The organism is Escherichia coli DSM 30083 = JCM 1649 = ATCC 11775, assembly GCF_003697165.2.
Taxonomy (GTDB): Bacteria; Pseudomonadota; Gammaproteobacteria; order Enterobacterales; family Enterobacteriaceae; genus Escherichia; species Escherichia coli.
The window spans coordinates 3,916,862-3,938,658 of sequence record NZ_CP033092.2 but is presented as its reverse complement, the minus strand read 5'-3'; the positions used below and the strand labels follow the sequence as shown (position 1 = coordinate 3,938,658).

General features: G+C 50.6%; 22 protein-coding genes, 2 pseudogenes and 1 riboswitch. Of the genes and pseudogenes, 14 read left to right on the top strand and 10 right to left on the bottom strand.

Translation table 11 applies throughout. The annotated features are described in order from the left end of the window. Positions 1–179 precede the first annotated feature (179 nt). The 5 genes and pseudogenes from araC to yabI all read left to right on the top strand — a co-directional run bounded on the left by araC (position 180) and on the right by yabI (position 3,736). Positions 180–1,025 carry an arabinose operon transcriptional regulator AraC gene (araC, locus tag EAS44_RS20300; protein WP_001350361.1) on the top strand — a complete coding sequence of 282 codons (846 nt, stop codon included), beginning with the start codon at positions 180–182 and terminating at the stop codon, positions 1,023–1,025. A gap of 247 nt (positions 1,026–1,272) precedes the next feature. Then, positions 1,273–1,412 (top strand): annotated as a pseudogene (locus tag EAS44_RS25625) (IS630 family transposase); the annotation flags it as partial. A 127-nt stretch (positions 1,413–1,539) separates the two neighbouring features. Further along, on the top strand, positions 1,540–2,388 hold the full coding sequence (locus tag EAS44_RS20295) for a hypothetical protein (RefSeq protein ID WP_000044501.1): 849 nt from the start codon (positions 1,540–1,542) through the stop codon (positions 2,386–2,388). 6 nt (positions 2,389–2,394) lie between these two features. Continuing rightward, positions 2,395–2,817 (top strand): hypothetical protein, encoded by a 423-nt coding sequence (locus tag EAS44_RS20290; RefSeq protein WP_000049681.1) that lies wholly within the window; start codon positions 2,395–2,397, stop codon positions 2,815–2,817. Positions 2,818–2,971: 154 nt separating this feature from the next. Next, positions 2,972–3,736, top strand: coding sequence for a DedA family protein (gene yabI, locus EAS44_RS20285; RefSeq protein WP_001148427.1), 765 nt, complete (start codon positions 2,972–2,974; stop codon positions 3,734–3,736). A gap of 113 nt (positions 3,737–3,849) precedes the next feature. On the opposite strand, the gene thiQ is transcribed toward yabI, so the two are convergent. The 4 genes from thiQ to sgrR all read right to left on the bottom strand — a co-directional run bounded on the left by thiQ (position 3,850) and on the right by sgrR (position 8,920). Beyond that, positions 3,850–4,548, bottom strand: a complete 699-nt coding sequence (gene thiQ / locus EAS44_RS20280; RefSeq protein WP_000916269.1) for a thiamine ABC transporter ATP-binding protein ThiQ — start codon at positions 4,546–4,548, stop codon at positions 3,850–3,852. Next, positions 4,532–6,142, bottom strand: coding sequence for a thiamine/thiamine pyrophosphate ABC transporter permease ThiP (gene thiP / locus EAS44_RS20275; RefSeq protein WP_000235675.1), 1,611 nt, complete (start codon positions 6,140–6,142; stop codon positions 4,532–4,534). Before thiP ends, thiQ begins: the two co-directional genes overlap by 17 nt. Beyond that, on the bottom strand, positions 6,118–7,101 hold the full coding sequence (gene thiB, locus EAS44_RS20270; protein ID WP_000913260.1) for a thiamine ABC transporter substrate binding subunit: 984 nt from the start codon (positions 7,099–7,101) through the stop codon (positions 6,118–6,120). The genes thiP and thiB overlap by 25 nt, the downstream gene beginning before the upstream one ends. 30 nt (positions 7,102–7,131) lie before the next feature. Next, a riboswitch (TPP riboswitch) is annotated at positions 7,132–7,231 on the bottom strand. A gap of 33 nt (positions 7,232–7,264) precedes the next feature. Further along, positions 7,265–8,920, bottom strand: coding sequence for a DNA-binding transcriptional regulator SgrR (gene sgrR, locus EAS44_RS20265; protein ID WP_001314420.1), 1,656 nt, complete (start codon positions 8,918–8,920; stop codon positions 7,265–7,267). A gap of 88 nt (positions 8,921–9,008) precedes the next feature. Between sgrR and sgrT the strand changes: the two genes are divergently transcribed. Then, positions 9,009–9,140, top strand: a complete 132-nt coding sequence (gene sgrT, locus EAS44_RS20260) for a glucose uptake inhibitor SgrT (RefSeq protein WP_001248768.1) — start codon at positions 9,009–9,011, stop codon at positions 9,138–9,140. A 107-nt stretch (positions 9,141–9,247) separates the two neighbouring features. Here the strand turns inward: sgrT and leuD are convergent, their stop codons facing one another. From leuD to leuL, 5 genes are all read right to left on the bottom strand, one after another. After that, entirely contained in the window at positions 9,248–9,853 is a 606-nt protein-coding gene (gene leuD / locus EAS44_RS20255; protein ID WP_000818231.1) for a 3-isopropylmalate dehydratase small subunit, read from the bottom strand. A 10-nt stretch (positions 9,854–9,863) separates the two neighbouring features. Beyond that, positions 9,864–11,264 (bottom strand): 3-isopropylmalate dehydratase large subunit, encoded by a 1,401-nt coding sequence (gene leuC, locus EAS44_RS20250; RefSeq protein WP_001140652.1) that lies wholly within the window; start codon positions 11,262–11,264, stop codon positions 9,864–9,866. Between the two features lie 2 nt (positions 11,265–11,266). Further along, entirely contained in the window at positions 11,267–12,358 is a 1,092-nt protein-coding gene (leuB, locus tag EAS44_RS20245) for a 3-isopropylmalate dehydrogenase (RefSeq protein ID WP_000042356.1), read from the bottom strand. After that, complete coding sequence (leuA, locus tag EAS44_RS20240; protein ID WP_000082846.1) at positions 12,358–13,929, bottom strand: 2-isopropylmalate synthase; 1,572 nt, start codon at positions 13,927–13,929, stop codon at positions 12,358–12,360. The genes leuB and leuA overlap by 1 nt, the downstream gene beginning before the upstream one ends. Positions 13,930–14,020: 91 nt before the next feature. Then, a complete protein-coding gene (gene leuL, locus EAS44_RS20235; RefSeq protein ID WP_001374869.1) occupies positions 14,021–14,107 on the bottom strand; it encodes a leu operon leader peptide in 87 nt (28 codons plus the stop codon). A gap of 657 nt (positions 14,108–14,764) precedes the next feature. Between leuL and leuO the strand changes: the two genes are divergently transcribed. Further along, positions 14,765–15,709, top strand: a complete 945-nt coding sequence (gene leuO, locus EAS44_RS20230) for a transcriptional regulator LeuO (RefSeq protein WP_001295767.1) — start codon at positions 14,765–14,767, stop codon at positions 15,707–15,709. Between the two features lie 160 nt (positions 15,710–15,869). Here the strand turns inward: leuO and EAS44_RS25290 are convergent. Continuing rightward, a pseudogene (locus EAS44_RS25290) lies at positions 15,870–15,908 on the bottom strand (hypothetical protein). A 118-nt stretch (positions 15,909–16,026) separates the two neighbouring features. On the opposite strand from EAS44_RS25290, the gene ilvI reads away from it, so the two are divergent. The 7 genes from ilvI (at position 16,027) to ftsL (ending at position 21,794) form a co-directional block, all read left to right on the top strand. Next, entirely contained in the window at positions 16,027–17,751 is a 1,725-nt protein-coding gene (ilvI, locus tag EAS44_RS20225; RefSeq protein ID WP_000425644.1) for an acetolactate synthase 3 large subunit, read from the top strand. A gap of 2 nt (positions 17,752–17,753) precedes the next feature. Continuing rightward, positions 17,754–18,245 carry an acetolactate synthase small subunit gene (ilvN, locus tag EAS44_RS20220; RefSeq protein ID WP_001252744.1) on the top strand — a complete coding sequence of 164 codons (492 nt, stop codon included), beginning with the start codon at positions 17,754–17,756 and terminating at the stop codon, positions 18,243–18,245. 11 nt (positions 18,246–18,256) lie between these two features. Next, positions 18,257–18,343 (top strand): fruR/shl operon leader peptide, encoded by an 87-nt coding sequence (locus tag EAS44_RS20215; protein WP_001303787.1) that lies wholly within the window; start codon positions 18,257–18,259, stop codon positions 18,341–18,343. An 81-nt stretch (positions 18,344–18,424) separates the two neighbouring features. Further along, positions 18,425–19,429 carry a catabolite repressor/activator gene (gene cra, locus EAS44_RS20210; protein ID WP_000762401.1) on the top strand — a complete coding sequence of 335 codons (1,005 nt, stop codon included), beginning with the start codon at positions 18,425–18,427 and terminating at the stop codon, positions 19,427–19,429. A gap of 601 nt (positions 19,430–20,030) precedes the next feature. Further along, a complete protein-coding gene (gene mraZ, locus EAS44_RS20205; protein WP_001295770.1) occupies positions 20,031–20,489 on the top strand; it encodes a division/cell wall cluster transcriptional repressor MraZ in 459 nt (152 codons plus the stop codon). A gap of 1 nt (position 20,490) precedes the next feature. After that, complete coding sequence (gene rsmH, locus EAS44_RS20200; RefSeq protein WP_000970479.1) at positions 20,491–21,432, top strand: 16S rRNA (cytosine(1402)-N(4))-methyltransferase RsmH; 942 nt, start codon at positions 20,491–20,493, stop codon at positions 21,430–21,432. After that, positions 21,429–21,794 (top strand): cell division protein FtsL, encoded by a 366-nt coding sequence (gene ftsL / locus EAS44_RS20195; RefSeq protein ID WP_000625658.1) that lies wholly within the window; start codon positions 21,429–21,431, stop codon positions 21,792–21,794. The genes rsmH and ftsL overlap by 4 nt, the downstream gene beginning before the upstream one ends. Positions 21,795–21,797: the final 3 nt, after the last annotated feature.

Below are 21,797 nucleotides of genomic sequence, written 5' to 3'. Positions count from 1 at the left end.
AGACACTTTTGTTACGCGTTTTTGTCATGGCTTTGGTCCCGCTTTGTTACAGAATGCTTTTAATAAGCGGGGTTACCGGTTGGATTAGTGAGAAGAGCCAGTAAAAGACGCAGTGACGGCAATGTCTGATGCAATATGGACAATTGGTTTCTTCTCTGAATGGCGGGAGTATGAAAAGTATGGCTGAAGCGCAAAATGATCCCCTGCTGCCGGGATACTCGTTTAACGCCCATCTGGTGGCGGGTTTAACGCCGATTGAGGCCAACGGTTATCTCGATTTTTTTATCGACCGACCGCTGGGAATGAAAGGTTATATTCTCAATCTCACCATTCGCGGTCAGGGGGTGGTGAAAAATCAGGGACGAGAATTTGTCTGCCGACCGGGTGATATTTTGCTGTTCCCGCCTGGAGAGATTCATCACTACGGTCGTCATCCGGAGGCTCACGAATGGTATCACCAGTGGGTTTACTTTCGTCCGCGCGCCTACTGGCATGAATGGCTTAACTGGCCGTCGATATTTGCCAATACCGGTTTCTTTCGCCCGGATGAAGCGCACCAGCCGCATTTCAGCGACCTGTTTGGGCAAATCATTAATGCCGGACAAGGGGAAGGGCGCTATTCGGAATTGCTGGCGATAAATCTGCTTGAGCAATTGTTACTGCGGCGCATGGAAGCGATTAACGAGTCGCTCCATCCACCGATGGATAATCGGGTACGCGAGGCTTGTCAGTACATCAGCGATCACCTGGCAGACAGTAATTTTGATATCGCCAGCGTCGCACAGCATGTCTGCCTGTCGCCGTCGCGTCTGTCGCATTTGTTCCGCCAGCAGTTAGGGATTAGCGTATTAAGCTGGCGCGAGGACCAGCGCATCAGTCAGGCGAAGCTGCTTTTGAGCACCACCCGGATGCCTATCGCCACCGTCGGTCGCAATGTCGGTTTTGATGATCAACTCTATTTCTCGCGAGTATTTAAAAAATGCACCGGGGCGAGTCCGAGCGAGTTTAGGGCAGGTTGTGAATAATAAGAAAGAAGGGGGGGAACCCCCTTGCTTTCTTCATCTGACGTTATTTATATATTTCACGGGGGATTAATTTTAGTTATTTTTAGTTGAATCGTTTTACCTGAATTATTTTTTTTCTTGATAAAATATCGACAACGATTTCTTTTTGTAAAAATAAAACGAAGGCTTATGTATCGGGATACCCATCATGAACATATTGTCCGGTTGCATCAGGAGAATATATCAAGCGGTTTGTTCATCGTAGGAACACCACATTGAGCGGTTATGGCAGGCACTTCACGCCACCATAAATGCCGTTCGATGTGGCAGTTGTTGAAAAAAGTACGGCATTCTATGAAAAACGCCAGTTACTCCCTCAGAGGAGAACATGGTCTGGCAAAAGTGTAGCGGCATCAGGCGCAGCTATCTTTGTAAATTCATTCATAAAATGAATTGTATACAAAAAAATATTGAAAAATAATATTTTTCCTTATTGATATTATTTGCTATACGTTTTTTTTGAGGGGAGATTGTGATGAGCAAACGTAACGATATTACTGATGGAATATTTGCAACAACGAAAAAGTATGGATTAGTTTATACCGAAGAGTTAGGTTGGATCGATTTGGGGCATGCTCAGGGACAAGATGCCAGAATATTAAAAAGAAAATTGGAGCAAGAACATTTTTCAACATATTACGATGAATTTCATGATTGGTATTTTCCTGTTGATTATCATCAGGAAATGGGAATTCGGAAAAAAATATTAGGAGTAGATCTTACATTTCATACCGGTGTTTATACGAAGGTTATGGTTCGTTCATGTCTTTCACCCACTCTTAAAGCAAGAGTTGCCTTAACGTTAATGTATGGAACTGCGAAGAGGTTTGAAGCATGGCAAAACTCATTTATTTTTAACTGGTATACTGATAGCGGATTTAGTGCAGAAGATTTAGTCTCAGACTTGATTGGTTTTTATCGTGTATTTGGAACAGGCCCCGATCCACTTTTATTGGCAAAACCTTTATCTTACACAAAAGCCTTACAAATATGGGATACATATGGAGCGCCAGGGAATTTTAAAAATACTGAGTTTACGCCATTCTTATTTACAACCCATCCTCCTTTTAAAAAAAATCAACTAATAAAAAAGAAGCTTCCAGAATGGTTAAATTATATAAAGCCATTAGATGAGTCTTTTTCAATATTGTTATATAATCAATATAATAATAGACCTGTTACTAATTATTATAAAGATAAAAACAGAATAAATCATGAGTTGTATAGTTCATTATCAAGTTCGGGAGCTATAAAGTTTTCAGAATCTCCCTTTGAAAGACCGCTTTTTCTTTTCTTAAACCCTCATTATCCGCACAGGTCGTGAGTAGAGATGTCAAAATATATTTATATTTTATTATCATTTTTAGTTTTATTCTTTATATTTTTCTATGCTTATATCTCATTGATGTCAAAGGAACATCACTATACACAGCATGAACTTTCCCCATTTTTCCTTTATACGCCAGAGAGTTTGCGAAATTTGCCAAACATATCAAACGTAGCCGAGTATAGCTATTACTATAATGTTGATGATATGCAAACAAGAGTGATTGTTACATGGCGAAATATAGATAACATTTTTCTTCAGAAAGCAAAGCTAATAGATTTTTTGAAAAGAATGGGACCGAGTCTACAAAACGATTGTATATGGTTTTTTCATGATAAAAGTGATTATGCAAATAATTTCCAGCGTTATTGCATCATTGAGCACCGTGATTCTCTGCAGGTGGAATATTTTGAGACTATCGAATGATAGGCAGAGGGTGTCTTTTGTGCCGGTTGTGAAGAAAAAGTGAATGATGTAGCCGTCAAGTTGTCATAATTGGTAACGAATCAGATAATTGACGGCTTGACGGAGTAGCATAGGGTTTGCAGAATCCCTGCTTCGTCCATTTGATAGGCACATTATGCAAGCATTGCTGGAACACTTTATTACCCAATCCACCGTGTATTCATTGATGGCGGTGGTGTTGGTGGCCTTTCTGGAGTCGCTGGCGCTGGTCGGTTTGATTCTACCCGGTACGGTGCTGATGGCGGGGCTGGGAGCGCTGATTGGTAGCGGTGAGTTAAGTTTCTGGTACGCCTGGCTGGCGGGGATTATTGGCTGCCTGATGGGCGACTGGATCTCCTTCTGGCTGGGCTGGCGTTTTAAAAAGCCGTTGCATCGCTGGTCATTTCTGAAGAAGAACAAAGCATTACTCGATAAAACCGAACATGCGCTGCATCAGCACAGCATGTTCACCATTCTGGTCGGTCGTTTTGTCGGTCCGACGCGTCCGCTGGTGCCAATGGTGGCGGGAATGCTGGATCTCCCGGTGGCAAAATTTATTACGCCGAATATTATCGGCTGCTTGCTGTGGCCACAGTTTTACTTCCTGCCGGGGATTCTGGCGGGTGCGGCGATCGATATTCCTGCCGGGATGCAGAGCGGTGAGTTTAAATGGTTGCTGCTGGCAACAGCGGTGTTTTTGTGGGTTGGAGGCTGGCTGTGCTGGCGGTTATGGCGCAGCGGTAAAGCGACTGACCGTTTGAGTCATTATTTGTCCCGCGGTCGTTTGTTGTGGCTGACGCCGTTGATTTCTGCCATCGGCGTGGTGGCGCTGGTGGTGTTAATTCGCCACCCGTTGATGCCGGTGTATATCGATATTTTGCGTAAAGTGGTTGGGGTTTAGGGGATAGCCTTGTGCGGGTTGCCTGATGCGACGCTTGCCGCGTCTTATCAGGCCTGCAAAACGCACTACCCGTAGGTCGGATAAGGCGTTCACGCCGCATCCGACAGTGCATATTAACCTTTAATTCCCAACAGCGCCGAAGCACTCGCCTTACCGCTCAACAACTCATCGGTCTTACCCTGCCAGGCGATACGCCCGTCGGCGACCACCACCGAGCGCGTGGCGATCCGCGCCGCATCTTCCACACTGTGCGACACCATCAAGAGCGTCATTTTTTGCTGTTGGCAGCTCGAACTCACCAGCGTCAGCATCTCCTGACGTAGCGCCGGATCGAGTGCGGAAAACGGTTCATCGAGCAATAAAATGGGCTGTTCGCGTACCAGACAACGCGCTAACGCCACGCGCTGTCGCTGACCGCCGGAAAGCTCGCCAGGTAACCGCGCCATTAAATTATCAATCCCCATCTGGTGGGCAATCGCGTGCATTTTCTTCTGCTGCGCCGCATTTAGTTTCAACCCCGGATTTAGCCCCAGCCCGATGTTTTGCGCGACCGTCAGATGGCTGAACAGGTTGTTCTCCTGAAACAGCATCGACACCGGACGGCGTGACGGCGGCGTCGTGGTGTGATCTACGTCGTCGATAGTCAGCAAACCGCTGGCTGGCGTCAGAAAACCGGCGATCAAATTAAGCAGGGTACTTTTACCTGCGCCGCTTGGCCCGAGGATCGCCACCTGCTCGCCGCGTTCCACCGTTAAGCTAAAACGCATCGGCAAATGGTGGTAAAGCCAGGTGATATCAGTCAGTTTTAACATTTCGCCCCGGTATTTTTTCAATCACGGTAAACAGCAGAAAACAGAGCAGCAGCAGAATTAACGCGGTGACCGCGCCGTCCTGGCTGCGATAGGAGCCAATTTGCTGGTAGAGATAAAACGGCAGGGTACGGAAATCATCGTTACCGAACAATGCCACCACGCCAAAATCACCAATCGACAGCACACAAGCAAAGGCCAGCGCCTGCGCCAGTGGACGTTTCAGGGCGCGCAGCTCCACCACTTTTAAGCGTGACCAGCCTTCAATGCCCAGCGACTGACACAACATGCTGTAGCGGGCGGTGATATCGCGCATCGGGTTTTCCAGCACTTTCAGCGCATAAGGGATTGCCATTAACGCATTGGTGAAAATCACAATGCCGTCAGCAGATTGTGGCAGGCCGATAGTGTTGTTGAGCAGTAAAAAGAAGCCCGTAGCCAGCACAATCCCCGGCATGGCGAGGATCAACATGCCGCTCATCTCCAGCGCCTGACCCGCCAGCATTTTCTGCCGCGCCCGAAGTTCGCGACTGCTCCATAGCAGCATCATGGTCAGCACTACGCACAATACGCCTGCCGCCAGCGCAATACGCAACGAGGTCCACAGCGCCTGCCACAGCACCGGTTGTGCCAGCACTTCCGGCAACTGGCGATTTACCCCATCGACGATCACCGCCAGTAACGGTGGCAGCAACAGCAGCAGCGCCAGCACAATTAACGCCGTGTCGCAAATGCGACTATGCAGACGATCGTCCGGGTCGCGCCAGCCTTGCAGCAGTGTGGTACCAGGCGCAATGGCCTTACTCAATCGCTGACTCAACAGCACCAGCCCGAGGCAGCACACCATCTGGATCAGCGCCAGCATTGCCGCGCGGGCAGGATCGTAGTCGTAACTCAGCGCCTGATAGATTGCCAGCTCGATAGTGGTCGCCTGCGGACCGCCGCCCAGCGATAGCACGGTGGCGAAGCTGGCGAAACAGAGCATAAAGATTAGTGCGGCAACCGGCGGGATTTGTCGCCGTAACCACGGCCATTCGACGAAACGGAAAAAATGCCAGCCGTGCATCCCAAGTTGGGCGGCAAGCTGACGTTGTTCGCCGGGAATGTTTTCCAGTGCCTGGAGTAATAAACGGCTAGCCATCGGCAGATTAAAAAACACATGGGCCAGCAAAATGCCTTGCAGGCCGTAGGGCGAAAAGGTCCACTCCAGACCAAGTGATTGCCAGAGCGAGGCCAGCCAGCCCTGGCGACCATAGACGCTAAGAATGCCGAAAACAGCAACCAGCACCGGGAGGATCAAGGTCATTGCGCACAGACGCAACAGCATCTGTCGCCCAGGAAAGCGCCTGCGATAGAGGGCGCGGGCGAGGAATATTGCGGGTACGACAGAGAGCAGCGCCGAGAGAAACGCCTGCCAGAAGGAGAAGCGCACCACATGCCACAGGTAGCTGTCCTGCCAGACTGCCACCCAGTCACCCTGCGGCGCGTTCCACCACAGGGCGAGAAACGCCGCCAGTGCAACCGCCACCACCAGCGTGGCGGCGCTTACGCCTGGAATTAACCAGCCGGGAATTAACGGCTGACGGCGCGTTGCCATTCGCTAATCCATGCCTGACGTTGTGCCGCCACTTCGGCGGGTGTGAACTCTAGCGTGGTGGCTGGTTTGGTCAATTGTTCAAATCCTGCAGGCAGAGTGACGTTTGCTACCGGATACATCCAGTTGCCGGTTGGGATCGCATTCTGAAAAGCCGGAGAAACCATAAACTGGAGGAATTTTTGCGCCAGCTCTGGCTGCTTGCTGGCAGCGGTGCGGGCGGCAACTTCCACCTGCAGATAGTGACCTTCGATAAAGTTTGTGGCGGCGTAGTTATCTTTCTTCTCTTCGAGAATGTGATAAGCCGGAGAGGTGGTGTAACTCAGTACCAGATCGCTTTCGCCTTTTAAAAACAGGCCGTAGGCTTCGCTCCAGCCTTTGGTGACCGTGACAGTTTTCTTCGCCAGTTTCTGCCAGGCTTGCGGGGCGTTATCGCCATAGACTTTTTGCATCCATAGCAACAGACCCAGCCCCGGTGTACTGGTACGTGGATCTTCATAAATCACCCGCCAGTTTTGATCGCTCTCAACCAGTTCTTTCAGGCTTTGCGGCGGATTTTTCAGTTTGTTCTTGTCATAGACGAAGGCGAAATAGCCGTAATCATACGGTACGAAAGTGTCATTATTCCAGCCGCCAGGAACGTTAACGGCTTCCGCTGCCACACCGCTTTTAGCAAACAGCTCTGTTTTGCTGGCGGCGTCTAACAGATTGTTATCCAGCCCCAGCACCACATCGGCTTTACTGTTTTTGCCTTCCATCCGCAGACGGTTGAGAAGCGAAACGCCATCTTCCAGCGCCACCAGTTTCAGTTCGCAATTACAGTCTGCTTCAAAGGCTTTTTTGACTACCGGACCAGGTCCCCAGTCAGCGGCAAAGGAATCGTAGGTATAAACAGTCAGAACAGGTTTAGCGAAAACAGGCGCTGTGCACAGCAACAGCAGGGGAAGACATTTTTTTAACACTTTGCACCTCACAAAAGAGTGGCAAAGGACTTGAGAAGGAGCCTCAAATCCCTTCGCCGGCGTTATCCGGATCAGGTTCGACGGGTATTTTCTCAGCGCACGCGGCTGCGTGGCACCCCGTTGAGAACGGCGTTAGTGTAGTGATTTTGTTATCAACCAGCAATCATGGATCCGGTGGTGCAAACCACGCTGATTTAAAATCGAACCAGCCGAGGGTGTTCATGCGCAGGCCGCGCATACTACGTTGCCCCTGAATGATCAGCCAGTGGTGGATAAGTGGCACCATTGCTTTGCTGGCGACCAGTTGTTGGCACCAGTTCGCCAGATTCATTTCGCCATTGCGCCAGCGGGCGGCGTCGGCTTGCCAGTCGATCGGAATACAGTGTTGGAGCAGCGGCACCTCGCACAAGTGCGCGAACAGCGAAAAATCCAGCGGCAGCGTAAAGTTGGCGCTGTTAAGCCAGATATCGCTCTCGATCTCTCCTTCATGCCACTGATCGTAGCTGATCTCTTTGATTTCCAGCGTGACCTGGTGACTTGCCAGAATCTGCTGCATGATCCCGGCAATCACCCGATGCTCGCTGTGATCCTGATAAAAGGTCAGGGTGAGGCTTTCCAGACCAGCCGGTTTTTCGCTCTTTATGGTGCGGGCATGGTGCCAACGGGGGAGCAGTCCATAAGCCGGGAACCACAGTTGCTGGTACTGTTCCTCAGCGAAATAGACCAGATTCGTCGGAGAAAGCACATAGCTTACCCAGTCTCTGACTTGCTGATTCGCCCCTCGATGGGTGCGGCTGTCGAACAGTAAATAGTAGCAACCTTCCTCCAGGCGGCTTTCAATCTCTTTTTCCTCGCCCTGTGGACCTTTTAGCATCAGCCCTCCGGCTGGCTCGTCGGCAATTTCCGGCAGAACCCAGACGTTAACTTCGTCGATTAATGCCCGGTAACCGAAGAAGTCATCGAATGCCTGAATTTTCAGTTGATTGGTGCTGTTGCGGATCACCGCATACGGACCGGTGCCGATGGGATGGCTGGCAAAGTTACTGAGGGTTTCCCATTCGCGCGGCAGGATCATTGCCGGAACTTGCCCCAGCAGTAACGGCAACCAGCGGTCCGGTTGCGTGAGATGGATATCCAGCGTCCAGGGCGTCGGCGACACAATGTTAGCAATATGCGAATAGAGCGGAAGCGTATTGATTCGTTTTAAAGAGGCGATCACATCGTCCATTTCCAGTTCACGACCATGGTGAAAATGGACTCCTGGACGCAAAAAGAAACGCCAGTGAAGCGGTGATATTTGCTGCCAGTGGTGTGCGATGTCTGCTTCCAGTTCCCCATTTTCCTCATTTATGCGCGTTAGCGAACTGAAGATTTGCCGGGCGATATGGGTTTCAGAACGGCGCAATGCGCTGCCAGGTAGCAGATTACGCAACGGACGATAGTAGAGCACGCGCAGGATGTGCCGCCCCTGGCGGAAGCTGCGGCCCAGATGAGAAACCAGCATTTGCCGCACAGTCGCTTTGTCGCCAACCAACTGCACTAGTTGGTCGATACGATCCTGCTCCAGCAGGTCTTCCGCCCGCTGTTGCTGAAGCGCCAGCCCGGTATAGAGGAATGTCAGGCGTGAACGTTTACCGCGCCCGACTTCCGCTTCCCACGTCAGCCAGCCGCGATCCTGCATGGTGTTGAGCAGGGTGCGCATATGACGACGCGAGCAACTCAGTAACGCTGCCAGTTCGTTGAGCGTGGTCTCCTGAGATTTACCCTCGCAGCATTGCCACAGGCGGATGAACTGTTGTTGCAGACGAGCAGATGGCATAAAAGGGGAACTCCTGCGCAAAAGACAGCAATTTTATTTTCCCTATATTAAGTCAATAATTCCTAACGATGAAGCAAGGAGGTGCCCCATGCGTCAGTTTTATCAGCACTATTTTACCGCGACAGCGAAGTTGTGCTGGTTGCGTTGGTTAAGCGTCCCACAACGATTAACCATGCTTGAAGAGCTGATGCAGTGGGAGGGGAGTCATTCTGACTACTGATTTGCGGACATCATGTGTGACTGAGTATTGGTGTTAATCGCCACGCCAGCAGTGATTATCTGCTGGCTTTTTTCTTTTTGGCGATTGAGTGCCGGACGGTGTACAAACTAACGCATAAACGCCGGTTGCTTCTCTTCATAAGACGCAATAGCATCGTCGTGCTGCAGAGTCAGGCCGATGCTGTCCAGACCGTTCATCATGCAGTGGCGGCGGAAGGCATCGATGGTAAAGCGATAAGTTTTCTCTCCCGCTTTCACCTCTTGCGCTTCCAGGTCTACATCAAAATGAATCCCCGGATTGGCTTTCACCAGCGCAAACAGCTCATCCACTTCTGCATCGCTTAATTTCACCGGCAGCAGCTGGTTGTTAAAGCTATTGCCGTAGAAGATGTCAGCAAAACTCGGCGCAATCACCACCTTAAAACCGTAATCGGTCAATGCCCACGGCGCGTGCTCACGCGAGGAACCGCAGCCGAAGTTTTCTCGTGCCAGCAAAATGGAAGCGCCCTGATACTGCGGGAAGTTCAGCACGAAGTCCGGGTTTGGCTGTTGGCCTTTTTCATCCAGAAAACGCCAGTCGTTAAACAGATGCGCGCCAAAACCCGTACGGGTCACTTTCTGCAAAAACTGTTTCGGGATGATTGCATCGGTATCGACATTGGCGGCATCCAACGGAACCACCAGGCCTGTGTGTTTGATAAATTTCTCTGCCATGGTGTGCTCCTTATTTAATGTTGCGAATGTCGGCGAAATGTCCGGTCACAGCCGCGGCGGCAGCCATTGCCGGACTGACCAGATGCGTGCGCCCGCCGCGCCCCTGGCGGCCTTCAAAGTTACGGTTGCTGGTGGAGGCGCAACGTTCGCCCGGATTCAGGCGGTCGTTGTTCATCGCCAGGCACATTGAACAACCTGGCAAGCGCCATTCAAAACCAGCTTCGATAAAAATTTTGTCCAGACCTTCCGCTTCCGCCTGGGCTTTAACCGGACCGGAGCCGGGAACCACCAGCGCTTGTACGCCTGGCGCGACTTTCCGGCCTTTGGCGATTTCCGCTGCCGCGCGTAAATCTTCAATACGCGAGTTAGTACAGGAACCAATAAACACTTTGTCGATAGCCACTTCTGTCAGCGGAATACCCGGTTTCAGCCCCATATAGGCCAGCGCTTTTTCTGCCGACGCGCGTTCAACCGGATCGGCAAACGAAGCCGGATCGGGAATATTGTCGTTCACAGAAATCACCTGGCCTGGATTGGTGCCCCAGGTGACCTGCGGCGAAATCTCTTCTGCTTGCAGAGTGACAACGGTATCGAAAGTTGCTCCTTCGTCGGTTTGCAGGGTTTTCCAGTAGGCAACGGCGTCGTCGAAATCTTTGCCTTTCGGCGCATGCAGACGGCCTTTAACATAGTTAAAGGTGGTTTCGTCCGGTGCAACCAGACCGGCTTTTGCGCCCATTTCGATTGCCATATTGCACAGGGTCATACGACCTTCCATGCTTAAATCACGGATTGCTTCGCCGCAAAATTCCACCACATGCCCGGTACCGCCTGCGCTGCCGGTTTTACCAATAATTGCCAGCACGATATCTTTTGCGGTAATGCCCGGCGCGGCTTTGCCCTGGACTTCAATTTTCATGGTCTTCGCCCGGCCCTGTTTCAGGGTTTGCGTTGCCAGTACGTGTTCAACTTCGGAAGTGCCGATACCAAAGGCCAGTGCGCCAAACGCGCCGTGGGTGGCGGTATGTGAGTCGCCGCAGACAATGGTCATCCCCGGCAAGGTCACGCCCTGTTCCGGCCCCATTACGTGGACGATCCCCTGATACGGGTGATTCAGGTCATACAGCTCGACGCCAAATTCTTTGCAGTTTTTGATCAGCTCCTGCATCTGGATGCGCGCCATTTCACCGCAGGCATTAATGTCTTTCGTCTGAGTAGAGACGTTGTGATCCATGGTGGCGAAGGTTTTGCCCGGCTGACGTACCGGGCGACCGTGGGCGCGCAGACCATCGAACGCCTGCGGTGAGGTCACTTCATGCACCAGGTGGCGGTCGATATATAACAGCGGGGTTTCGTTTTCGGCTTCGTACACTACGTGAGCGTCGAATAATTTTTCGTATAACGTCTTAGCCATGATTACACCCCTTCTGCCACATAGCGGGCAATGATATCGCCCATTTCATCGGTACTAACGGCGGCAGCGCCACGGGCTAAATCCCCAGTGCGAATGCCTTCTTCTAATGCGCGGTTAATGGCGCGTTCAATGGCGGAAGCCGCATCATCGGCATCCAGGCTGTAACGCAGCAGCAGCGCCAGCGACAGAATTTGTGCAATCGGGTTGGCGATATTTTTACCTGCGATATCGGGTGCCGAGCCGCCCGCCGGTTCATACAGACCAAAACCTTGCTCGTTCAGGCTGGCGGAAGGCAACATCCCCATTGAGCCAGTGATCATTGCGCACTCATCAGACAGAATGTCGCCAAACAGGTTGGAGCACAGCAAGACGTCAAACTGTGATGGATCTTTAATCAGCTGCATGGTGGCGTTGTCGATGTACATATGCGCCAGTTCGACATCCGGGTATTCCGTGGCGATCTCGTTAACGATCTCCCGCCATAAAATAGAGGATTGCAGCACGTTGGCTTTGTCGATTGAGGTGACTTTGTGGCGACGCTTGCGGGCAGATTCAAATGCGATGCGGGCAATACGCTCGATCTCAAAACGGTGGTACACCTCGGTATCAAACGCTTTTTCATATTGTCCGCTACCTTCGCGGCCTTTTGGCTGACCGAAATAGATGCCGCCGGTCAGTTCGCGCACACACAGGATGTCAAAGCCGTTTGCGGCAATGTCAGCACGCAGTGGGCAGAACGCTTCCAGCCCCTGATACAGTTTTGCCGGACGCAGATTGCTGAATAATTTGAAGTGTTTACGCAAAGGCAGCAGTGCGCCGCGTTCTGGTTGCTGGTCTGGCGGCAAATGTTCCCACTTCGGACCACCTACCGAGCCAAACAGCACGGCATCGGCTTGCTCACAACCTTCAACCGTCGCAGGCGGCAGCGGCTGTCCGTGGTTATCAATGGCTGCGCCGCCTACATCGTAATGGCTGGTGGTGATACGCATCGCAAATCGGTTGCGCACGGCATCCAGCACTTTCAGCGCCTGGGTCATCACTTCCGGACCAATACCGTCCCCCGGCAATACGGCAATATGGTAATTCTTCGACATCACACGGTTTCCTTGTTGTTTTCGTTGTGTTGAGCTTTGCGTTGCAACTCTTTTTCGACTTCTGCGGCACGCCAGATATTGTTCAGTACGTGCACCATGGCTTTGGCGGAGGACTCGACAATATCGGTGGCCAGGCCGACGCCGTGGAAGCGGCGACCGTTGTAGTTGGCGACAATATCCACCTGACCCAGCGCATCTTTACCGTGGCCTTTGGCGGTCAGGCTGTATTTCACCAGTTCGACGTTATAGTCAGTGATGCGGTTTATCGCCTGGTAGACGGCATCGACCGGACCGTTACCGTTGGCGGCTTCTGCTTTGACTTCTTCGCCACAGGCCAGTTTGACGGCGGCAGTGGCAATATCGTTAGAACCTGACTGCACGCTGAAGTAATCCAGACGGAAATGCTCCGGCTCTTCTTGCTGCTTACCGATGAAGGCCAGCGCCTCCAGATCGTAATCAAACACCTGGCCTTTTTTGTCCGCCAGCTTCAGGAAAGCGTCGTACAGGTTGTCTAAATTATATTCACTTTCTTTATATCCCATCTCATCCATGCGATGTTTCACCGCCGCACGCCCCGAACGAGAGGTCAGATTCAGCTGGATTTGGTTCAGACCAATAGATTCTGGTGTCATGATTTCGTAGTTTTCGCGGTTTTTCAGTACACCATCCTGGTGGATACCGGAGGAGTGTGCGAATGCGCCGCTGCCAACAATGGCTTTGTTTGCCGGGATCGGCATATTACAAATCTGGCTAACTAACTGGCTGGTGCGCCATATCTCCTGGTGATTGATGGCGGTGTGGACGTTGAGAATATCCTTACGAACTTTGATCGCCATGATGACTTCTTCAAGGGAACAGTTACCGGCACGCTCGCCGATCCCGTTCATTGCGCCTTCTACCTGCCGTGCTCCGGCATGTACCGCCGCCAGTGAGTTGCCGACCGCCAGGCCCAAATCGTCGTGGGTATGTACGGAAATAATGGCTTTGTCGATGTTGGGTACGCGTTCATACAGGCCGCTGATGATTCCGGCGAACTCAAATGGCATGGTGTAGCCCACGGTGTCTGGAATGTTGATGGTGGTGGCACCGGCATTAATCGCCGCTTCGACCACTCGCGCCAGATCGGCAATTGGGGTGCGTCCGGCATCTTCGCAAGAAAATTCAACATCATCGGTGTAATTACGGGCGCGTTTCACCATATAGATAGCGCGTTCGATCACTTCGTCCAGCGTGCTGCGCAGCTTGGTGGCGATGTGCATTGGCGAAGTGGCAATAAAGGTATGAATACGGAAGGCTTCGGCGACTTTCAGGGATTCGGCTGCCACGTCAATATCTTTTTCCACGCAGCGAGCTAACGCGCATACACGGCTGTTTTTAACCTGGCGAGCGATGGTCTGCACTGATTCAAAATCACCCGGCGAAGAGACGGGGAAACCGACTTCCATAACGTCAACACCCATACGCTCAAGGGCCAGCGCAATTTGCAGTTTTTCTTTCACACTCAAGCTTGCCTGTAACGCCTGTTCACCGTCGCGCAATGTGGTATCGAAAATAATGACTTGCTGGCTCATGGTTTGGGTCCTTGTCTCTTTTTGAGCGCCTCGCTTCGGGCATAAAAAAACCCGCGCAATGGCGCGGGTTTTTGTTTGACTGCGTGCTGGCTTAATGCTGGATGCCGCTCACTCGTCTACCGCGCAAAAAAGATGCGTTTAGTAGTAGTAGACCGATAAAGCGAACGATGTGAGTCATTAAATCAGCTCCAGATGAATGCGATATGCTTTTAGAGTTACTGGATACAAAAACGGATGTCAACCCTGAAGCAATAAAAACGTCACGCCATTGTGAGTTCGGCATCCGTAAAATTAGCTAATTGTGCTGCGGTGGTTAAAACAAGCGATATTAATTTCTGCTTAACCGCCGATGCTTTTCATCGGTTGACATATTTCAGAATAATTTTTTGCATCTAATCAACGAGGGAAAGGGGGATAAAATGCACGCGTTACAAAACCTATCCTGATGATTTGTATTGAATTATATGTTTTGCGAATTTTTTGATATTCATTTGCTGAATATTATTGATCAATTAATGTTAAGAATTAATGCATTAAACATATAAATTAATTATTAAAAAACACATTTAATCCATTTTGTGGATGATTGAGTATTCGTGGTAGTTATGATTAGATTGTTTTCGCAACAAAAACATTATGGATTATTATGCTGTAGTAAATGACTCTTTGCTCGGCAGTGGATTCTGTTTTTATCAGAACCTGTATCTTTATGTTTTCCTAATTTTACTCATTTTGCTTTTTCTTATTTTATATGCATGATAAATCATATTCTCGAGGATTATTTCTCTGCATTCCAATAAGGGAAAGGGAGTTAAGTGTGACAGTGGAGTTAAGTATGCCAGAGGTACAAACAGATCATCCAGAGACGGCGGAGTTAAGCAAGCCACAGCTACGCATGGTCGATCTCAACTTATTAACCGTTTTCGATGCCGTGATGCAGGAGCAAAACATCACCCGTGCCGCTCATGCTCTGGGAATGTCGCAACCTGCGGTCAGTAACGCTGTTGCACGCCTGAAGGTGATGTTTAATGACGAGCTTTTTGTTCGTTATGGCCGTGGTATTCAACCGACTGCTCGCGCATTTCAACTTTTTGGCTCAGTTCGTCAGGCATTGCAACTAGTACAAAATGAATTGCCTGGTTCAGGTTTTGAACCCGCGAGCAGTGAACGTGTATTTCATCTTTGTGTTTGCAGCCCGTTAGACAGCATTCTGACCTCGCAGATTTATAATCACATTGAGCAGATTGCGCCAAATATACATGTTATGTTCAAGTCTTCATTAAATCAGAACACTGAACATCAGCTGCGTTATCAGGAAACGGAGTTTGTGATTAGTTATGAAGACTTCCATCGCCCTGAATTTACCAGTGTGCCATTATTTAAAGATGAAATGGTGTTGGTAGCCAGCAAAAATCATCCAACAATTAAAGGCCCGTTACTGAAGCATGATGTTTATAACGAACAACACGCTGCGGTTTCGCTCGATCGTTTCGCATCATTTAGTCAAACCTGGTATGACACGGTAGATAAGCAAGCCAGTATCGCGTATCAGGGCATGGCAATGATGAGCGTACTTAGCGTGGTGTCGCAAACGCATCTGGTCGCTATTGCGCCGCGTTGGTTGGCTGAAGAGTTCGCTGAATCCTTAGAGTTACAGGTATTACCGCTGCCGTTAAAACAAAACAGCAGAACCTGTTATCTCTCCTGGCATGAAGCTGCCGGGCGCGATAAAGGCCATCAGTGGATGGAAGAGCAATTAGTCTCAATTTGCAAACGCTAACTGAATGCAGAATAGGTCAGACATCAATGTCTGGTTTATTCTGCATTTTTTATTGAATGTAGAATTTTATTCTGAATGTTTGTGCTCTCTATTTTAGGATTAATTAAAAAAATAGAGAAATTGCTGTAAGTTGTAGGATTCAGCCGATTTATTATCAATTTCATCCTCTGTAATGGAGGATTTTATCGTTTCTTTTCACCTTTCCTCCTGTTTATTCTTATTACCCCGTGTTTATGTCTCTGTCTGCCAATTGCTTAAGCAAGATCGGACGGTTAATGTGTTTTACACATTTTTTCCGTCAAACAGTGAGGCAGGCCATGGAGATGTTGTCTGGAGCCGAGATGGTCGTCCGATCGCTTATCGATCAGGGCGTTAAACAAGTATTCGGTTATCCTGGAGGCGCGGTCCTTGATATTTACGATGCATTGCATACCGTGGGTGGTATCGATCATGTTTTAGTTCGCCATGAGCAGGCGGCGGTGCATATGGCCGATGGTCTGGCGCGCGCGACCGGGGAAGTCGGCGTCGTGCTGGTAACGTCGGGTCCAGGGGCGACCAATGCGATTACTGGCATTGCCACCGCTTATATGGATTCCATTCCATTAGTTGTCCTTTCCGGGCAGGTAGCGACCTCGTTGATAGGTTATGATGCCTTTCAGGAGTGCGACATGGTGGGGATTTCTCGCCCGGTGGTTAAACACAGTTTTCTGGTTAAGCAAACGGAAGACATTCCGCAGGTGCTGAAAAAGGCTTTCTGGCTAGCGGCAAGTGGTCGTCCTGGACCCGTGGTCGTTGATTTACCGAAAGATATTCTAAATCCGGCGAACAAATTACCCTATGTCTGGCCGGAGTCGGTCAGTATGCGTTCTTACAATCCCACGACCTCCGGGCATAAAGGGCAAATTAAGCGCGCTCTGCAAACGCTGGTGGCGGCAAAAAAACCGGTTGTCTACGTAGGCGGTGGGGCAATCACGGCGGGCTGCCATCTGCAGTTGAAAGAAGCGGTGGAGGTGTTGAATCTGCCCGTTGTTTCCTCTTTGATGGGGCTGGGGGCGTTTCCGGCAACGCATCGCCAGGCACTGGGCATGTTGGGAATGCACGGTACCTACGAAGCCAATATGACGATGCATAACGCGGATGTGATTTTCGCCGTCGGGGTACGTTTTGATGACCGAACGACGAACAATCTGGCAAAGTACTGCCCAAATGCCACTGTTCTGCATATCGATATTGATCCAACCTCAATTTCTAAAACCGTGACTGCTGATATCCCGATTGTGGGGGATGCTCGCCAGGTCCTAGAACAAATGCTTGAACTCCTGTCGCAAGAATCCGCCCATCAACCGCTGGATGAGATCCGCGACTGGTGGCAGCAGATTGAACAGTGGCGCGCTCGTCAGTGCCTGAAATATGACACTCACAGTGAAAAGATTAAACCGCAGGCGGTGATCGAGACTCTTTGGCGGTTGACTCATGGGGACGCTTACGTGACGTCCGATGTCGGGCAGCACCAGATGTTTGCTGCGCTTTATTATCCATTCGACAAACCGCGTCGCTGGATCAACTCTGGCGGCCTCGGCACGATGGGTTTTGGTTTACCTGCGGCACTGGGCGTCAAAATGGCGTTGCCAGAAGAAACCGTGGTTTGCGTCACTGGTGACGGCAGTATTCAGATGAACATCCAGGAACTGTCTACCGCGTTGCAATATGAGTTGCCCGTACTGGTGGTGAATCTCAATAACCGCTATCTGGGGATGGTGAAGCAGTGGCAGGACATGATCTATTCCGGCCGTCATTCACAATCTTATATGCAGTCCTTACCAGACTTCGTCCGTCTGGCGGAAGCCTATGGTCACGTCGGGATCCAGATCTCTCATCCGCAAGAACTGGAAAGCAAACTTAGCGAGGCGCTGGAACAGGTGCGCAATAATCGCCTGGTGTTTGTTGATGTTACCGTCGATGGCAGTGAGCACGTCTACCCGATGCAGATTCGCGGGGGCGGAATGGATGAAATGTGGTTAAGCAAAACGGAGAGAACCTGATTATGCGCCGGATATTATCAGTCTTACTCGAAAATGAATCAGGCGCGTTATCCCGCGTGATTGGCCTTTTTTCCCAGCGTGGCTACAACATTGAAAGCCTGACCGTTGCGCCAACCGACGATCCGACATTATCGCGTATGACCATCCAGACCGTGGGCGATGAAAAAGTGCTTGAGCAAATCGAAAAGCAATTACACAAGCTGGTCGATGTCTTGCGCGTGAGCGAGTTGGGGCAGGGCGCGCACGTTGAGCGGGAAATCATGCTGGTGAAAATTCAGGCCAGCGGTTACGGGCGTGACGAAGTGAAACGTAATACGGAAATATTCCGTGGGCAAATTATCGATGTCACACCCTCGCTTTATACCGTTCAATTAGCAGGCACCAGCGATAAGCTTGATGCATTTTTAGCATCGATTCGCGATGTGGCGAAAATTGTGGAAGTTGCTCGCTCTGGTGTGGTCGGACTTTCGCGCGGCGATAAAATAATGCGTTGAGAATGATCTCAATGCGCAATTTGCAGCCCAACATGTCACGTTGGGCTTTTTTTGCGAAATCAGTGGGAACCTGGAATAAAAGCAGTTGCCGCAGTTAATTTTCTGCGCTTAGATGTTAATGAATTTAATCCATACCAGTACAATGGCTATGGTTTTTACATTTTACGCAAGGGGCAATTGTGAAACTGGATGAAATCGCTCGGCTGGCGGGAGTGTCGCGGACCACTGCAAGCTATGTTATTAACGGCAAAGCGAAGCAATACCGTGTGAGCGACAAAACCGTTGAAAAAGTCATGGCTGTGGTGCGTGAGCACAATTACCACCCGAACGCCGTGGCAGCTGGGCTTCGTGCTGGACGCACACGTTCTATTGGTCTTGTGATCCCCGATCTGGAGAACACCAGCTATACCCGCATCGCTAACTATCTTGAACGCCAGGCGCGGCAACGGGGTTATCAACTGCTGATTGCCTGCTCGGAAGATCAGCCCGACAACGAAATGCGCTGCATTGAGCACCTTTTACAGCGTCAGGTTGATGCCATTATTGTTTCGACGTCGTTGCCACCTGAGCATCCTTTTTATCAACGCTGGGCTAACGACCCGTTCCCGATTGTCGCGCTGGACCGCGCCCTCGATCGTGAACACTTCACCAGCGTGGTTGGTGCCGATCAGGATGATGCCGAAATGCTGGCGGAAGAGTTACGTAAGTTTCCCGCCGAGACGGTGCTTTATCTTGGCGCGCTGCCGGAGCTTTCTGTCAGCTTCCTGCGTGAACAAGGCTTCCGTACTGCCTGGAAAGATGATCCGCGCGAAGTGCATTTCCTTTATGCCAACAGCTATGAGCGGGAGGCAGCTGCCCAGTTATTCGAAAAATGGCTGGAAACGCATCCGATGCCGCAGGCGCTGTTCACAACGTCGTTTGCGCTGTTGCAAGGGGTGATGGATGTCACGCTACGTCGCGACGGCAAACTGCCTTCTGACCTGGCAATTGCCACCTTTGGCGATAACGAACTGCTCGACTTCTTACAGTGCCCGGTGCTGGCAGTGGCTCAACGTCACCGCGATGTCGCAGAACGTGTGCTGGAGATTGTCCTGGCGAGCCTCGATGAACCGCGTAAGCCAAAACCTGGTTTAACGCGCATTAAACGTAATCTCTATCGCCGCGGCGTGCTCAGCCGTAGCTAAGCCGCGAACAAAAGTACGCGCCAGGTGAATTTCTCTCTGGCGCGTTGAGTACGGGAATGGACATCAATATCCTTAAAGTAAATAAGACTATTCCTGGCTATTATTGATAAATGCTTTTAAACCCGCCCGTTAATTAACTCACCTGCTGAAATTCACAATAATTAAATGATATTGACAGCGCGTTTTTGCATTATTTTGTTACATGCAGAGATGAATTGCCGATTTAACAAACACTTTTCTTTGTTTTTGCGCAAACCTGCTGGCATCAAGCGCCACACAGACGCAACAGGGACTGTTAACCAGAGAAGATATGTCCTAAAATGCCGCTCGCGTCGCAAACTGACACTTTATATTTGCTGTGGAAAATAGTGAGTCATTTTAAAACGGTGATGACGATGAGGGATTTTTTCTTACAGCTATTCATAACGTTAATTTGCTTCGCACGTTGGACGTAAAATAAACAACGCTGATATTAGCCGTAAACATCGGGTTTTTTACCTCGGTATGCCTTGTGACTGGCTTGACAAGCTTTTCCTCCGCTCCGTAAACTCCTTTCAGTGGGAAATTGTGGGGCAAAGTGGGAATAAGGGGTGAGGCTGGCATGTTCCGGGGAGCAACGTTAGTCAATCTCGACAGCAAAGGGCGCTTATCAGTGCCTACCCGTTATCGGGAACAGCTGCTTGAGAACGCTGCCGGTCAAATGGTTTGCACCATTGACATTCATCACCCGTGCCTGCTGCTTTACCCCCTGCCTGAATGGGAAATTATCGAGCAAAAATTATCGCGTCTGTCGAGCATGAACCCGGTTGAGCGCCGTGTGCAGCGCCTACTGTTAGGTCATGCCAGCGAATGTCAGATGGATGGCGCAGGTCGATTGTTAATCGCGCCAGTACTGCGGCAACATGCCGGGCTGACAAAAGAAGTGATGCTGGTTGGACAGTTCAACAAGTTTGAGCTGTGGGATGAAACAACCTGGCATCAACAGGTCAAGGAAGATATCGACGCAGAGCAGTTGGCTACCGGAGACTTATCGGAGCGACTGCAGGACTTGTCTCTATAAAATGATGGAAAACTATAAACATACTACGGTGCTGCTGGATGAAGCCGTTAATGGCCTCAATATCCGTCCTGATGGCATCTACATTGATGGGACTTTTGGTCGCGGTGGTCACTCACGTCTGATCCTCTCGCAGCTTGGCGAAGAGGGGCGTTTGCTGGCGATCGATCGCGACCCGCAGGCTATCGCCGTTGCGAAGACTATTGATGATCCGCGCTTCTCCATCATCCACGGACCTTTCTCCGCGCTGGGAGAATACGTTGCCGAGCGCGATCTTATCGGCAAGATCGACGGCATTCTCCTCGATCTTGGCGTCTCTTCACCGCAACTTGATGATGCTGAGCGCGGCTTTTCCTTTATGCGCGATGGTCCGCTGGACATGCGTATGGACCCAACCCGTGGGCAGTCAGCCGCTGAATGGCTACAAACCGCAGAAGAAGCCGATATCGCCTGGGTATTGAAAACCTATGGTGAAGAGCGTTTTGCCAAACGCATTGCCCGCGCCATTGTCGAGCGTAACCGCGAACAGCCGATGACCCGCACCAAAGAACTGGCGGAAGTCGTGGCTGCCGCAACGCCGGTGAAAGATAAGTTTAAACATCCCGCGACCCGTACCTTCCAGGCGGTGCGCATTTGGGTAAACAGTGAACTGGAGGAGATAGAGCAGGCGCTAAAAAGCTCGCTCAATGTGCTGGCCCCGGGTGGGCGGCTTTCGATCATCAGCTTCCACTCGCTGGAAGACCGCATTGTGAAACGTTTTATGCGTGAAAACAGCCGCGGTCCGCAAGTTCCGGCAGGGTTACCGATGACAGAAGAGCAGCTCAAAAAACTGGGGGGCCGTCAGTTGCGAGCACTAGGTAAGTTGATGCCGGGCGAAGAAGAGGTGGCTGAGAACCCTCGTGCCCGTAGTTCAGTTCTGCGTATTGCAGAGAGGACGAACGCATGATCAGCAGAGTGACAGAAGCTCTAAGCAAAGTTAAAGGATCGATGGGAAGCCACGAGCGCCATGCCTTGCCTGGCGTTATCGGTGACGATCTTTTGCGATTTGGGAAGCTGCCACTCTGCCTGTTCATTTGCATTATTTTGACGGCGGTGACCGTGGTAACCACGGCGCACCATACCCGTTTACTGACCGCTCAGCGCGAACAACTGGTGCTGGAGCGAGATGCTTTAGACATTGAATGGCGCAACCTGATCCTTGAAGAGAATGCGCTCGGCGACCATAGCCGGGTGGAAAGAATAGCCACGGAAAAGCTGCAAATGCAGCATGTTGATCCGTCACAAGAAAATATCGTAGTGCAAAAATAAGGA